The sequence below is a fragment of the Clostridium gasigenes genome, assembly GCF_900104115.1.
Classification (GTDB): Bacteria; Bacillota; Clostridia; order Clostridiales; family Clostridiaceae; genus Clostridium; species Clostridium gasigenes.
Genome location: NZ_FNJM01000002.1, coordinates 454,625 through 469,259, shown reverse-complemented (window position 1 = coordinate 469,259; position 14,635 = coordinate 454,625). Strand labels below are relative to the sequence as shown.

The 14,635-nt window shown below is 30.2% G+C and carries 13 protein-coding genes and 1 pseudogene; 13 read left to right on the top strand and 1 reads right to left on the bottom strand.

Annotated features, from left to right (window positions below; all coding sequences use genetic code 11):
* Positions 1–604 precede the first annotated feature (604 nt).
* The 8 genes and pseudogenes from BLS77_RS20650 (at position 605) to BLS77_RS07115 (ending at position 4,950) form a co-directional block, all read left to right on the top strand.
* Complete coding sequence (locus tag BLS77_RS20650) at positions 605–838, top strand: hypothetical protein (RefSeq protein ID WP_341423427.1); 234 nt, start codon at positions 605–607, stop codon at positions 836–838.
* Positions 839–1,084: 246 nt separating this feature from the next.
* Positions 1,085–1,483, top strand: a pseudogene (locus tag BLS77_RS07140) (phosphoribosylamine--glycine ligase); the annotation flags it as partial.
* 229 nt (positions 1,484–1,712) lie between these two features.
* Positions 1,713–2,564, top strand: coding sequence for a hypothetical protein (locus tag BLS77_RS07135; RefSeq protein ID WP_089967391.1), 852 nt, complete (start codon positions 1,713–1,715; stop codon positions 2,562–2,564).
* Positions 2,565–3,063: 499 nt separating this feature from the next.
* Positions 3,064–3,285: a DUF1659 domain-containing protein gene (locus BLS77_RS07130; protein ID WP_089967388.1), complete on the top strand. Its 222-nt coding sequence runs from the start codon at positions 3,064–3,066 to the stop codon at positions 3,283–3,285.
* Positions 3,286–3,339: 54 nt separating this feature from the next.
* Positions 3,340–3,558: a DUF2922 domain-containing protein gene (locus BLS77_RS07125; protein WP_089967385.1), complete on the top strand. Its 219-nt coding sequence runs from the start codon at positions 3,340–3,342 to the stop codon at positions 3,556–3,558.
* 264 nt (positions 3,559–3,822) lie between these two features.
* A complete protein-coding gene (locus BLS77_RS20545) occupies positions 3,823–3,951 on the top strand; it encodes a hypothetical protein (RefSeq protein ID WP_278336650.1) in 129 nt (42 codons plus the stop codon).
* 326 nt (positions 3,952–4,277) lie between these two features.
* Positions 4,278–4,571 carry a nucleotidyltransferase domain-containing protein gene (locus BLS77_RS07120; protein WP_089967383.1) on the top strand — a complete coding sequence of 98 codons (294 nt, stop codon included), beginning with the start codon at positions 4,278–4,280 and terminating at the stop codon, positions 4,569–4,571.
* On the top strand, positions 4,564–4,950 hold the full coding sequence (locus tag BLS77_RS07115; RefSeq protein ID WP_242873952.1) for a nucleotidyltransferase substrate binding protein: 387 nt from the start codon (positions 4,564–4,566) through the stop codon (positions 4,948–4,950). Before BLS77_RS07120 ends, BLS77_RS07115 begins: the two co-directional genes overlap by 8 nt.
* 351 nt (positions 4,951–5,301) lie before the next feature.
* Here BLS77_RS07115 and BLS77_RS07110 read toward each other — a convergent pair whose 3' ends face one another.
* The gene (locus BLS77_RS07110; RefSeq protein WP_089967377.1) at positions 5,302–5,889 is read right to left on the bottom strand and encodes a hypothetical protein; all 588 of its coding nucleotides are present in this window, start codon (positions 5,887–5,889) and stop codon (positions 5,302–5,304) included.
* Positions 5,890–6,262: 373 nt separating this feature from the next.
* Between BLS77_RS07110 and uvrB the strand changes: the two genes are divergently transcribed.
* The 5 genes from uvrB to BLS77_RS07085 all read left to right on the top strand — a co-directional run bounded on the left by uvrB (position 6,263) and on the right by BLS77_RS07085 (position 14,591).
* Positions 6,263–8,230: an excinuclease ABC subunit UvrB gene (gene uvrB, locus BLS77_RS07105; RefSeq protein WP_089967375.1), complete on the top strand. Its 1,968-nt coding sequence runs from the start codon at positions 6,263–6,265 to the stop codon at positions 8,228–8,230.
* Positions 8,231–8,520: 290 nt separating this feature from the next.
* A complete protein-coding gene (gene uvrA / locus BLS77_RS07100) occupies positions 8,521–11,346 on the top strand; it encodes an excinuclease ABC subunit UvrA (RefSeq protein WP_089967372.1) in 2,826 nt (941 codons plus the stop codon).
* Positions 11,347–11,422: 76 nt separating this feature from the next.
* On the top strand, positions 11,423–11,875 hold the full coding sequence (locus tag BLS77_RS07095; protein WP_089967369.1) for an FHA domain-containing protein: 453 nt from the start codon (positions 11,423–11,425) through the stop codon (positions 11,873–11,875).
* Between the two features lie 10 nt (positions 11,876–11,885).
* Positions 11,886–13,115 (top strand): FtsW/RodA/SpoVE family cell cycle protein, encoded by a 1,230-nt coding sequence (locus tag BLS77_RS07090; protein ID WP_089967366.1) that lies wholly within the window; start codon positions 11,886–11,888, stop codon positions 13,113–13,115.
* Positions 13,116–13,118: 3 nt separating this feature from the next.
* Positions 13,119–14,591 carry a peptidoglycan D,D-transpeptidase FtsI family protein gene (locus BLS77_RS07085; RefSeq protein ID WP_089967363.1) on the top strand — a complete coding sequence of 491 codons (1,473 nt, stop codon included), beginning with the start codon at positions 13,119–13,121 and terminating at the stop codon, positions 14,589–14,591.
* The last annotated feature ends 44 nt before the right edge of the window (positions 14,592–14,635 follow it).

Genomic DNA, 14,635 nt, shown 5'->3' with positions numbered 1-14,635 from the left:
GACGTTTTAATCTATCCATAGTGGAATGTAAATTATTTATAATTATAGCCATTTGCATATTTATAATTGGTTTTAATCTATCCATAGTGGAATGTAAATAGTTCCACTTCCCTCACAACGGGGTCAGACCCTTTTAATAAAATGGCAGACATCCAGGGCAACGACATGCGGGGGTGGAGACTATTTCCAGGTACATGCACTCGTGAAAATTCAATAAATTTATCAATTTAACTGCAATAGAGCCAAAAACTGTATTGTAGTTTTTTTGTTTAAGCTAAAGTTGTTATTAAACAATTTTCTATCAGGTACAAGCAATATAGCAAGTGTGAAGCAAGCATCACACAAGGGTGACTATCACCTGCCGAAAAATGAAATAAAAGTACTTTTGAGATTAAAAATTCAAAGGTTCTTTTTTATATTCTTACAATGAATATAAAAAAATGTTGTTAGCAATTTCTGTCGCAAGCTTCCGGAAATAGGACTAGACCCCTCTGGAAAGAAAAATTACTATGAAGCTAAAATAAAATTAGCGGAAGAATTAGCATATTATGATAAAGTTAAAGATAATGAGCAAATAAAAGCATTAGTAGATTTTTTAGAGTACTTGTTTTTAATACAAGATCCAAAATTAGAAAAGAAATATGAAGAGTATAGGAGAGAAAAGGGAGGGGCATTAAAAATGACAATAGAGGAAACTGATATAGCTATTCTAAAGAAGTGGTATAAAATGATTAAAGAAAATAGCCATATAATTCATTATAAAATGAGTTGTATGGCTATATTAATTATACTTGAAAGATTGCTGACATCTGAGGGTGCTAAACTGGAAATGTTTTGAATATGCGAGGTCTTTTTAAGAGAGCTTGCCCGAGCAACATTATTTATCTATTACAAAATGTGTGTTTATGAGAATAAAATTTTAGGGTATAATTAAAACATAGCAAATTCTGAAAACAGAGTTTCCAGAATAAGGACCTCAGAGGAACAATTTTTTACCAAGTACAAGTAGTGTTGAAAATAAAATTATTTGATCAATTGAACTGTGATAGAGTTAAAAACTTTATTGCAGTTTCTTTTTTGTTAAAAATTATTTATTGGTGATTATATATTTATAGCGGACGGCGCTAAAGTTGTTGTTGTTGTTGTTGTTGTTGTTGTTATTGTTGTTGGATTTTTAGAAGGTGTTGAAGTATCAATAACAGGTGGAAAAACAATTGTACCATTTTTATCTGCAAAAGATCATAAACAATGTTGATGCGGAAAAGGACCAAACACAGGTGGAATGGGAGTGCTTGCACCAAATCTATATATAACAGAAGAAGTTCAAAAAGAATTCGAAGAAAATATAATGGCAAAAACATTAGCAGGAATTCAAGCAGAAGGATATGACTTTAAGGGGATAATCTTCTTTGGATTAATGATAACTAAAAAAGGAACATATATTTTAGAATACAACGTAAGAATGGTAGATCCAGAAACACAATAAGCAAGCCCTAAGTCACCCTCTTAGGATTTTTCAAATGGTGTGGAACAATATAATTATATATGGGAGAAACTTGGTAAAAAACTGGATGTTGGAGGTCCTTATTTTTGGAAATTTATTTTCAGAATAAGTCTTGCCTTTTTTGCCTATAGTTTCAAAATTAAATATTAAATTTATAACCATTATGTTAAAATATTCATATTATTGAATATAAAGGAGTTGTTTTGTTGTGAAAAAAATATTACTTTGTTTATTATTTTCTACAATTTTTCTAACATCATGCACACTACAAGATTCTCAAAGTACAAATAAATCCTCAGACAATAATACTTTAACTAAAGAGGTTACACAAAACTCAAATGATAGTCCTAAACCAAAAGACACTACTACCATTCTAGATAATGCCAACACATCTCAAGATAAAGAAAAAGAAGTATCAAAGGATTCTTCCAAAGAAATAAGTCCAACTGAAACATCCGGAAAAAATGAAGGTTCTAAAACTAACATTTCTCCAGGAGTATCTAAAGTAAAAGGTAAAGTTCAATTATATGAAGACACTTTCTTTGATGACAGACGTTTCGGAGAGAATATTCCGAAAAACTTTTGTGAAGTTGTTATTTCAAACCTTACAGAGGCTTCTTTTGATTTTACGGTCTATGAAGTTACAGATGCAAAAAATGATGATAAAAAAGTTATTTTCCTTAAGAATACAGCTATTTTTATAGATGATGGAACAAAAGCTACTTTTTATGGGAAAACTTATACCCTTAATTTTATATTTCCAAATAATCATGGTGCAAATTCTGTTGTAACAGATATGAAGATATCAGGATTTGAGCCATTAGAAGGTAAAACTTACTGTAATAATAAAATACCAGTTCAAGAATACTATGACTTAATAAAAGAAGCTTGGCAGAAAGAAAAGGATTATATTGATTCTATTGATGATCCTAAAGTAAAACAATCAGTACAAACCACGTTCTCTGCAGCTATTATGGAGTCATGTGGCTTACTTATGAAACATCCTGAAGAATCTAATGCTATAGATGGAAGTCTAAGGAAGGTTCTCGCCGGTGACTAATTTTGAAGCTTTGGTAAGGTAAAGTTGGGTGACTAAATATGGAATGGTAACACTTCTTGTGCAGATATTTTAAAGTCTTAAGGTGTATATGTTTGTTATTATATGATTTCCATTGACAACTAGCCTTCGGAGATATGGATAGTTGTCTTATCGTTAAAAAATTGAAAAGGGAGTGTCAAGTAAAGTGTGTAAGTGGAAATTAAACTTGGTGTTAGTATAAGCCCTTTGCTCGGACAGGACTCACAGGGCAAACAACTAGGGGATGATTTCCATGTGCAAGTTAAATAAGGAAGACCAATAATTTTAATATATAGGCTGGACTAGTAATGCTTTAATTACTAGTCCAGCCTATTTTTTGTTTCTAAAATCCTATAAGGTAGTTTTATTAATGAGTATTTAAACCTAAATATCATAGTCGCAAAAATAATTATAATTAATTCAATTATTTTTTCAAAAACCTTAATGAGTGCATATATTTAAGTGAAGGGAGGTGAAACATATGGCAGTTAATTCAGTATTAGTTGATACAGCAGTTGTTGTTAAATACAAAGTTGGTGTTGATACAAAAGGTAATGAAATATTTAGAAACCAAAGAGCTAATGATTTAAATTTATTAGCTACAGAAGAAATATTAATGGATCTTGGAGATATAATTGGAGGCTTCATTAGTTATCCAATATCTCAAGTAACAAAAGAAACAGTAAATTTACTATCAAGATAGTAAATTGCATCTTAGGTTAAATCTGTTAATGTCAAAAGAAAGGAGGTGAAATGAATGGTTGAAAGAGTATTAAATATGAAGTTTAATGACGCAGCTGAGGGTAAATTTACTTTTGCAATTAAAGATGTGAAACCTGAAATTAAAGATGAGGACATTGCTACAGCTATGGAGAGTATTATCACTAAAGATATATTTTTATCAAAAGGTGGTAAACTTAGGACTAAAGCAGAAGCTAAAATAGTAACTAAAGAAACTACAGATGTAGCACTTTAGTATTAAGAGGAATTTAAGGACCTAGAAGTGGTAAAATTCTAGGTCATTTTGTTATGACTATATAGTAGGTGGGAATAATGCATGATAAAGGTTAGCAACCAGTCATTATTGGTTCCCGTTATACTCTGATATTATATGTAAATCATCATTAGCTATATGATTTATCTTTTCCTAATGTAGTTTGCAATAAATCTTCAAACGATATTGTTAAATCAAAAAAAGCAAAAAAGAATAATGTTACAAAAAAATAGAGTAAATACCTAATTGAGTTTAAAAGTAGCAGTTGTTAAATTGAAAAAAGTTGAAAAATATAGTAATATTATAAAAGAAGTAAAAGTAGTTCCTAATGGAGTATTTTGTCTTAAATCTGCTTTAGCATTGCATAAGACATAGGCATAAGATGGATAAAAATATTATTGATGAAGCATTTAGAGAATATATTCGAAGAAAAGACAAAAAAATTAATTTACTAATGAAATACTCAGAAGAATGTAGTATTGCTAAAATAGTAAAATTATATATGGAAGTTTTAATATGATAAAAGAAATATTTCACTTGAAGTAGAAGCCTTAGCAGACGCTGCTGCGAAAAATCTTTACATTGATAATAAAAAAGCAGCAAATTCTGAAAATAGGGTTTCCATAATAAGGGTCTTTGAGCAGGAGACAATTACCAGCTAATGGGGTGGTTGAAAATATAATGATTAAGAAGGTGATAAAATGTTAGATGAAAAACTAATAATAGAATTACAAAATATATTTAATCAATATATAGAAGTTGAAAAAGTGATTTTATTTGGTTCAAGGGCAAGAGGAGATAATAAATATAATTCGGATATAGATTTATGTTTGTTCGGAAAGAATATAAATCATTTAACACACGCAAAGGTAAGTATGGATATAGAGGAAACAAATACGCCTTTAAGTTTTGATATTTTGAATTTTAATGAATTATCTAAAAAAGAGTTAATAGAAAATATAATTAATGAAGGGATTGAAATATATAATGAGTAAAAAACTAGGTGAAAGAAAAGGAGATTTTTTCAAAGCGTTAAAAAGGCTTGAAGAGGCTCTAGAAAAAGATATAACTGATGATTTAGTAGTAGATGGAATAATACAAAGATTTGAATTTACATTTGAACAAGCATGGAAATCGATGAAATTACATCTAGAAGATCAAGGTATATTAGATGAGGCACTATCTCCAAGAAGTACTATTAGGTGTGCATTTAAACAACAATTAATTTCAAATGGAGATATTTGGATTGAAATGATGCTTGATAGAAACAGAACTGCTCATATGTATGATGAAGCAACTGCTGTTACGATAGTTAAGCTAGTAAAAGAAAAGTATATTATTGAATTTAATGATTTAAAAAAGAGTTTAGAGTAGATTATTCTGAAAAAGAGATTGTAGCACTTGGAGAATTTATTTTAATTAAAAATTGAGAATTAATAATTCTTAACTCTTAATTTTAAAAAAGGTGTGGGAATATGAGCAAGTTATTGAATTTTAATGAGGATACATAAGCAACCTCAGGTCAGGGACTAGCCATTTCTTCGCTAGCTCCTCCTAGGAGGAAATGATTCCTAGGTGCGAGTTAAATAAGGAAGAACAATAATTTTAATATATAGGGTGGACTAGTAATGCTTTAATTACTAGTCCACCCTGTTTTTTATTCCTTTTAATAAACTAAACAAAAAATAAAACCTGTCAAAGAATATATAGCGCATGATTAGATTATTACATTCTTTCAATTATATGAAGAACATGAACTAGAAAAAGTTCAATGATTAAAATAATTCCTATAAATCCTAGAAACAGTGATAAAATACTTAGGCTATAATAAACAAAGTCATTTGTTATCTTAGTGAATATATTTCTAATGAAGATATAACTTGGCAGTGAAAATAAAAATATTATGAATAAAAAGGCATAATTATCAACTGTGGGAAAGGTTAGCACTTCATTACTTCTTTCTATTAGAGATATTTCTTTTATTTCATCATAAATTTTTGAAACTTCTATCTTTACTTTTTCATTATCTTTTAGTGTATTATAGGCAACTTCATTCAAATCTTCACTGTATATACCAAAATCTACTGTATTTGAATTACCACTTTTAATAACTTGAACCTCAAAGGTATCCTTTGGAAGAAGAATATCAGCAATCATTGTTAGAGCTATAACTAAACATAATATAGCTGTTATTTTAGATATTATACTTAGTGTTCTAGGTAGTTTCAGTATGGTTTTATTTTTTTTGTTTACTCTGTAACTAATTATAAAAATCATAATCGTTATAAATAGTACAAATAAAAATTTAGGCATATTTATAGACTCCTTCTAAATATATGTATTAAAAAACACAGTAAAGTTTATTGGTGGATATATATATTTATAATTTTCAGTAATAATACATACATATGATTCAATGTTTGTAAATATTTCAACAATACAATTATACCATATTTACAATAAATAGATAAAAACAACCATTTGAAAATATAATCCCAGTAATGATAATTTTTAATTAATTTGAATAATGAGGAAAGAAAAGATAAAATAGATTTATAAACATACATAAGGGAGCTGAAAGAAAATAGACTAGAATTTGACTAGTTATTTTAAAAAAGCTCTCTAAGGAATATGAAAAAAATATAAGTGAATAATAAAGACAACAGATTATTTAAGGAGGTGTGGTATGTCAGAATTTAAAATACAATCTAACTTTAAGCCTACAGGTGATCAACCTATGGCTATAGAGAGTTTAGTTAATTCTATAAATAAAGGTGATAAGTTTCAGACTTTGCTTGGAGTAACTGGTTCGGGTAAAACTTATACTATGGCAAATATAATACAGCAACTGCAAAGACCTACTGTGGTTTTGGCTCATAATAAAACATTGGCAGCTCAGCTGTGTTCGGAGTTTAGGGAGTTTTTCCCTGATAGCATTGTTGAATATTTCGTTTCTTATTATGATTATTATCAACCTGAGGCCTATGTTGCTCATACTGATACATTTATAGAGAAGGATGCTTCTATAAATGATGAAATAGATAAGCTTAGGCATTCTGCAACAGCGGCTCTTTTAGAAAGACGGGATGTAATTATTGTTGCATCAGTCTCTTGTATTTATGGACTTGGTAATCCTGAGGAATATAAAAAGCTTACAATTTCTTTAAGGGTAGGAATGGAAAAGGATAGGGATACAATAATAAAAAAATTAATTGAAATACAATATGAAAGAAATGATATAGCTTTTACTAGAGGAACTTTTAGAGTTAGAGGGGATTCTTTAGATATTATTCCTGTATCATCTTCAAATAAAGGTGTTAGAATAGAATTTTTTGGAGATGAAATTGAAAGGATTAGAGAATTTGATGTGTTAACTGGAACTATTGTAGGAGAGAGAAAGCATATTTCAATTTTCCCAGCATCGCATTTTGCAACATCTACTGAGACTTTAGAAAAGGCAATGCATATTATAGAGGATGAATTAGAGGATAGATTAAAACAGCTTAATGCTCAAGAAAAATTATTAGAATCTCAAAGGTTAAGACAAAGAACTAATTATGATTTAGAAATGATAAGGGAAATGGGATATTGTAATGGAATGGAAAACTATTCAAGGGTTTTAGATGGGAGAGCTCCAGGAACTCCTCCTCAAACTTTATTAGATTTCTTTCCAAAGGATTTTTTAATGTTTATAGATGAAAGTCATGCTACATTACCACAAGTTAGAGCCATGTATGCAGGTGATAGAGCAAGAAAAGAGAACTTGGTGGAGTATGGGTTTAGACTTCCTTGCGCTTATGATAATAGACCTTTAAAGTTTGAAGAATTTGAAAAGAAAATAAATCAAATAGTATTTGTAAGTGCAACTCCAGCACAATATGAACTAGATAACTCAACAAATATAGCAGAGCAAATTATAAGACCAACAGGGTTATTAGATCCAGTTATAGAAATTAGACCAGTAACTGGGCAAATTGATGATTTGTATGGAGAAATATTAAAAATAACAAAAATGGGATATAGAACTTTAATAACAACGTTAACTAAGAAAATGTCGGAAGATTTAACTAAGTATTTAAAAGACTTGGGAATAAAAGCAGAGTATATGCATTCGGAGATACTTACAATGGAAAGAATGAAAATTATAAGAGATTTAAGGCTTGGTGAGTTTGATGTATTAGTTGGAATAAATCTTTTAAGAGAAGGGCTTGATATACCTGAAGTTGCTTTAGTTGCAATTTTAGATGCAGATAAAGAAGGGTTCTTGCGTTCTGAAACTTCATTAATTCAAACTATAGGTAGAGCTGCAAGAAACCTAGACAGTAGAGTTATTATGTATGCAGATAGAATTACTAAATCTATGGATAAGGCTATGAAGGAAACTGATAGAAGAAGAGGAATTCAAATGAAATACAATGAAGATAACGGAATAACTCCAATGTCTATAAAGAAAGATATCCGTGAACTAATAGCGATATCAAAAGTTGCTGAAGATCCAGAAGAATATAATACTGAAAACCTAGAAGAAATAAATCCAAAAGATAAGAAGAAGTTAATTAAGAAATATACAACAGAAATGATGGAATCTGCTAAAAATCTGCAATTTGAAAGAGCAGCAGAATTAAGAGATATTATTGAAAAGTTAAAGAAATAGTAAACTGGATTTAACATTGGGGGTAAATGTTAAATCCAGTTTTTTATTATTTAGGCTATTATGTTTTAAATGAGTATGGTATATCCAAATAAAAATTATTAAATAATATATAATATAATTGACAATAATTATATTAAAATCTAAAATAGAATAAAGAATATATGTTCGTGATTAATTTCTAGAATATATGCAGAAACTAAATTTAGAATTTGAAAAAAATAATAAGGCAATGTGGGATATATATTTTTATAAGTATGCCTTATAAATTAGAAGAAAAGGTGGTTGGGTACATGAAAGATAAAATAATAATAAAGGGTGCTAAGGTACATAATTTAAAAAATGTTTCTTTAGAAATACCTAGAGATAAATTAATAGTTTTTACAGGGTTATCAGGGTCGGGGAAATCATCTCTTGCTTTTGATACTCTTTATGCAGAAGGACAAAGAAGATATGTAGAATCATTGTCTTCTTATGCAAGACAGTTTTTAGGACAGATAGATAAGCCAGATGTTGAATCTATAGAAGGGTTGTCACCAGCTATATCTATAGATCAAAAAACTACAAGTAAAAATCCTCGTTCAACAGTTGGAACTGTAACGGAAATATATGATTATTTAAGACTTTTATATGCAAAAGTAGGTGTTCCTTATTGTCCTAAGTGTAAAGTGAAAATTACTCAACAATCTGTGGATCAAATTGTTGATGGAGTTATGTTACTTGGGGATAAAATTAAGATTCAAATTTTAGCACCTATAATTAGCGGAAAAAAGGGTGTTCATGAAAAGGTATTAGAAAATATTAAAAAGAATGGTTTTATTAGAGCAAGAATAGATGGAGAAATCTATGACTTAACAGAAGAGGAAATAAATTTAGATAAAAATATAAAACATAGCATAGAAGCGGTAGTTGATAGAATAGTTATTAAAGAGGGAATTGAAGGCAGGTTATCAGATTCAGTTGAAACAGCATTGAAATTATCAGAAGGATTAGTTTTAATTAATATAATTGGTGGAGAAGATATTTTATTTAGTGAAAAATTTGCCTGTAGAGAATGTGGAATGAGTATAGATGAATTAGCGCCTAGATTATTTTCATTTAATTCACCTTTTGGTAAATGTGATTATTGCGATGGTCTTGGAGCTTTAATAGAAATAGATGAGAATCTAGTAATACCTAATAAAGATTTAAGTATTATGGAAGGTGCAATAGCAACTTGGGGTGAAGGTAGATTAAAGGATGATTCCTGGACATTAGCTATATTAAAAGCAATGAGTAAAGAATTTAAGTTAAACCTTAAGAAGCCAATTAAAAGTTTGAAACCAGAAGAAGTAGATTTATTACTTTATGGAACAAAGGGACATAAGCTAACTGTAAATTATACAAAAGAAGGAATGACTGCTAAATACTCTTATGCTTATGAAGGGGAAATAAATGCTCTTAAAAGAAGATATAGAGAAACTAATTCTGATGTTATAAAAGGTGATATAGAGCAATATATGAGTAACAATCATTGTCCAAAGTGTAAGGGAGCTAGATTAAGAAAAGAAGCACTTGCAGTAATGGTTGGGGATAAAAATATTTATGAATTTACGAAGATGCCAATAAGAGATGAACTAGAATTCTTAAATTCAGTAGAATTCTCAGAAAAAGATAAAATTATTAGTGATCAAATTGTAAAAGAAATAAATAGTAGATTAAATTTTCTATTAAATGTAGGTTTAGATTATTTAAATCTTTCAAGAACCGCGGGAACTTTATCTGGAGGGGAATCACAAAGAATAAGACTTGCAACTCAAATTGGATCAGCACTTATGGGTGTATTATATATTTTAGATGAGCCAAGTATAGGACTTCATCAAAGAGATAATGACAGGTTAATAGAAACTCTTAAAAATTTAAGAGACGTAGGAAATACTGTTATTGTAGTTGAACATGATGAAGATACTATAAGAGAAGCAGACTTTATAGTTGATATTGGGCCAAGAGCCGGAGAACATGGTGGGGAAATAGTAGCAAGTGGAACATTAGAAGATATTAAGATGTGTAAAGAATCCATAACTGGTCAATACTTAATAGGAGAAAAGAAAATTAACTGTCCAAGTGAAAGAAGAAAAGGAAATGGAAAGAAAATAGTGATTCAAGGGGCAAAAGAAAATAATCTTAAAAACATTAATGTAACATTCCCTCTTGGAATATTAACAATGGTAACAGGAGTTTCGGGTTCTGGAAAAAGTACATTAATTAACGAAATACTTTATAAAGGTTTAAATAGAATAGTAAATAAAAGTAAAAATCCAGTAGGTTCACATAAAGATATAACAGGTTCTGAAAACATAGATAAAATTATAGATATAGATCAAGGGCCTATAGGAAGAACTCCGCGTTCTAACCCAGCAACTTACACAGGAACCTTTGATATTATAAGAGAGTTATTTTCTCAAACAAATGAAGCTAAAATGAGAGGATATAAACCTGGAAGATTTAGTTTTAATGTTAAGGGAGGCAGATGTGAAGCTTGCACAGGTGATGGAATTATTAAAATAGAAATGCAATTCTTATCAGATGTATATGTTCCTTGTGAGGTTTGCAAGGGAAAAAGATACAATAGAGAAACTTTAGAAGTTAAATATAAAGGGAAATCTATACATGACATATTAAATATGACTGTAGAAGAAGGGCTAACGTTCTTTGAAAATATGCCGAGAATAAAGAATAAGATGCAAACATTGTTTGATGTAGGACTTGGGTATATAAGACTTGGTCAACCATCAACTCAGTTATCAGGAGGAGAAGCTCAAAGAATAAAGCTTGCATCTGAACTTTCAAAGAGAAGTACAGGTAAAACTTTGTATATTTTAGATGAACCAACAACAGGACTTCATATTGATGATGTTAATAGATTAGTAGAAATACTTCAAAGATTAGTAAATGCAGGTAATACAGTAGTTGTTATTGAACATAATTTAGATATGATAAAGTGTGCTGATTATATAGTAGATTTAGGACCAGAAGGTGGAGACAAAGGCGGTAGTTTAGTAGTTTGTGGTACTCCAGAAACTGTATGTAAGAATAAGGAGTCATATACTGGTAAATATCTTAATAAGATATTGCAATAGTATATAGGACTTGTTATTTTTACCTAAAAGTCTTAATATATATATAGTAAATATAACTTAAATTTGAGGTGAAAGAATGAGTTCTTCGAAACTAATAAATATAATTTTTGGAATAGCATTTATGGTACTTTTATACGTCATTATTTTTTATGCTCTAAAAATTATGTATAAAGATGTTAAAACTGGTGGAAAGAGAAGACAAGGCACAGCCAAGAAAAATTATGGAATTGAAGTGTTAACAGCAGGGGATAATGATAACTTAGAAGAAGGAACAATGTTACTTTTAAGAGGTCCTATAACTATAGGTCGAAAAGAAGGTAATACAGTTCAATTAACAGATCAGTACGCTTCAGGAAACCATGCAAGGCTTGCTATTAAAAATAATGAAGTATATATAGAAGATTTAGAGAGTACAAATGGTGTTTTTCTTAATGAAGAGAAAATTGACCAAAGAGCCAAGCTTAGGCCAAATGATAAAATAAGAATCGGAAGTGTAATATTTAAGGTTATTAAGTCAGATAAGAAATAGAGGTGAAAGTATGAAAAGTAGTGTAAAGTATGAGAAAAGACTCTTAAAATTAATCTACCTACTATGCTTACTTCTATTTACAAACTTAGCTTTATTACCAAAAGAGTTTGATTATAAAGCAATGGGAATAGGAGTATTATTATGCGGAATAATAGCATACTCTCATTATGTAATACGAAAGTTTTATCCGGATGGAGATAAATTTTTATTCGTTTTTGCTAGTATTTTAGCAGTAGTTGGAGTAGCAGTGATTTATAGGCTTAAACCAGTAGACGCTATGAAACAGTTGGTTTGGGTAATACTTGGGATTATAGCTTATATTTTAATTGTAGTAATAATGCCAGATTTAAAGAGTTTTGCAAAGTATAAAAAAATATATTTAATAGGTACATTGGTACTTATGCCAATGGGATTTGTTTATGGAAAGCTGTTCCATGTTGAAACCTGGGGAGCTACGAACTGGGTATATATAGGACCATTTAGTTTTCAGCCTTCAGAATTTGGTAAGATAGCATTAGTATTATACTTATCATCAGCGTTAATGTCTTATGAAAATAAGGGCAGATTTAAAGGTGATTTTAAGCAGTTAATACAACCAGCTTTAGTAGCCATGTATTCTATGGCATGTATGGTTCTTCAAACGGATTTAGGATCAGTGCTAATATTCTTTGGGATATCAGTAACTATGTTATATATAACTACATCTAAAAAGAAGTATGTATTTGCATGTTTAGGGTTATCATCAGTAGGTGCAATTGCGGCATATAAAATGTTTAGGCATGTTAAAGAGAGAGTCGCTATATGGCAAGATCCTTGGGGATATGATGTTGGAGGTCAAATAGTTCAAGGTTTATATGCAATATCTTCAGGGGGGCTTTTTGGGTCAGGGCTTGGAAGAGGTCTTCCAGAATATATACCAGTAGCAACCTCTGATTTTATATTTGCAGCAATATGTGAAGAACTTGGAATGATATTTGCAGTAGGAATTATGATTATATATTTCTTAATGTTTTATAGAGGAATTAGAGCAGCCTTCGTAACAAATGAAAAATTCTCTCAAATTGTAGCTGTAGGATTCAGTACTATGATAGCTTGTCAAACGCTGGTTATTATAGGAGGAGTATTTAAGGTTATTCCATTAACAGGAATAACACTTCCACTTATAAGTTATGGTGGTAGTTCAATGCTTACAATATTCTTCGCACTTGGAATACTTCAGAAAATTTCAGAGGAGGCATAATACATGAACGATTTAGGAAAAAATGTAAGGAATGTAATGGTGGTATTTCTTTTCTGTTTTATAGCTTTAATATCATATATGGTGTACTTCCAAGTTTTTAAAGGACCTGATATTGCAGCAATGCCAGGGAATGTAAGGCTTTGGGCAAAAAGAAATGAAGTTATAAGAGGTACAATCTACGATAGAAATGGTGAAGCGTTAACTAAAAGTAAAAGAATAGACGAGTTAAGTCAAGATAGAGAATATGTTTATAAAGATTTATATACACATTCTTTAGGATATATAGATGAACAATATGGAATAACAGGTCTAGAAGAGGAATTTGATAGTGAATTAAGTAAATATAGCGGAGCAGGTAATAACTTAAGAAAATTCTTCAAAGATTTTGATTTGAAAACATTTTTTAAGGAGAGAAATCAAGAAGATGAAAAAATAGGTAATGGGGTAGTTACAACTTTAAATCCCAAAGCCCAAAAAGCAGCTTATGATTTGCTTGGAGATCAAAAGGGTGCAGTTGTTGCTTTAAATCCTAAAACAGGAGAAATACTAGCAATGGTATCAAAGCCAACCTATGATCCAAACAACATGAAGCTTGCAATAGAAGGAGCAACAGCTGAGAACAGCGAAGCTGGGTATTTAATTAATAGAGCAGTGGAGGGATTGTATCCACCAGGTTCAGTAATGAAGACAATTACTTTATCAGCAGCTTTAGAAAATGATCCATCTGTTGCAAATAGAACTTTCCAAGATAAGGGAAAAATAACTTTTGCAGATGGAAGAGAACTAAATAATTATGTACATCAAGTTCATGGGGCAATAAGCTTAAGAAAAGGATTTTCAGTATCTAGTAATGTAGTTTTTGGAACACTTGCTATGGAACTTGGAAATGAAAAACTAAAAGCTGTAGCTGAAAATTTTGGGTTTAATTCTGTAGTACCAGCAGTTGGAACTACAATAACAAAAAGTCAATTTCCAACACTTGAAGAGTATGAAGTTGGAAGCATAGCCCAAAGTGGAATTGGTCAAGGAAGTGTTCTTACTACACCAATGGAAATGGCATTAATGGTAAGTGCAGTATCTAATAACGGTATGTTAATGCAACCTAAATTAGTTAATAAGGTAATAGATTCACAAGGTAACACGGTAAAAGAAATACCTTCAAAGGAATTAAAACAAGTAATATCACCAGAAACTTCAGCAGTAGTTAGAGATTATATGAAAACACTAGTAGCTGGAAAGACTTTTTATGGTTGGGATATGCTACAAAAATATGGAGCTGGAGGAAAAACAGGAACAGCAGATTATAATCTTCCAGATGGTTCAGAAGCAATTCCACATGGATGGTTTGTTTCAATAGCACCTGCAGATGACCCACAAGTAGCTATTGCAGTTATAGTTGAAAATGGTGAAAATGGAGTGAAATTGCCAGCGGTTATAGCAGCTAATGTTATAGATGCTATATTAGGAAAAGAATAGTTAAATGTTCTTTGGAAATTTGTTAAGAGATAGAGGTTAGTTTT

Excerpts from the sequence above, each read along its gene's own strand:
- BLS77_RS07130 (WP_089967388.1), top strand. The coding sequence starts at position 3,064 with ATGGCAGTTAATTCAGTATTAGTTGATACAGCAGTTGTTGTTAAATAC.
- BLS77_RS07125 (WP_089967385.1), top strand. The coding sequence starts at position 3,340 with ATGGTTGAAAGAGTATTAAATATGAAGTTTAATGACGCAGCTGAGGGT.
- BLS77_RS07120 (WP_089967383.1), top strand. The coding sequence starts at position 4,278 with ATGTTAGATGAAAAACTAATAATAGAATTACAAAATATATTTAATCAA.
- BLS77_RS07115 (WP_242873952.1), top strand. The coding sequence starts at position 4,564 with ATGAGTAAAAAACTAGGTGAAAGAAAAGGAGATTTTTTCAAAGCGTTA.
- BLS77_RS07110 (WP_089967377.1), bottom strand. The coding sequence starts at position 5,889 with ATGCCTAAATTTTTATTTGTACTATTTATAACGATTATGATTTTTATA.
- uvrB (WP_089967375.1), top strand. The coding sequence starts at position 6,263 with ATGTCAGAATTTAAAATACAATCTAACTTTAAGCCTACAGGTGATCAA.
- uvrA (WP_089967372.1), top strand. The coding sequence starts at position 8,521 with ATGAAAGATAAAATAATAATAAAGGGTGCTAAGGTACATAATTTAAAA.
- BLS77_RS07095 (WP_089967369.1), top strand. The coding sequence starts at position 11,423 with ATGAGTTCTTCGAAACTAATAAATATAATTTTTGGAATAGCATTTATG.
- BLS77_RS07090 (WP_089967366.1), top strand. The coding sequence starts at position 11,886 with ATGAAAAGTAGTGTAAAGTATGAGAAAAGACTCTTAAAATTAATCTAC.
- BLS77_RS07085 (WP_089967363.1), top strand. The coding sequence starts at position 13,119 with ATGAACGATTTAGGAAAAAATGTAAGGAATGTAATGGTGGTATTTCTT.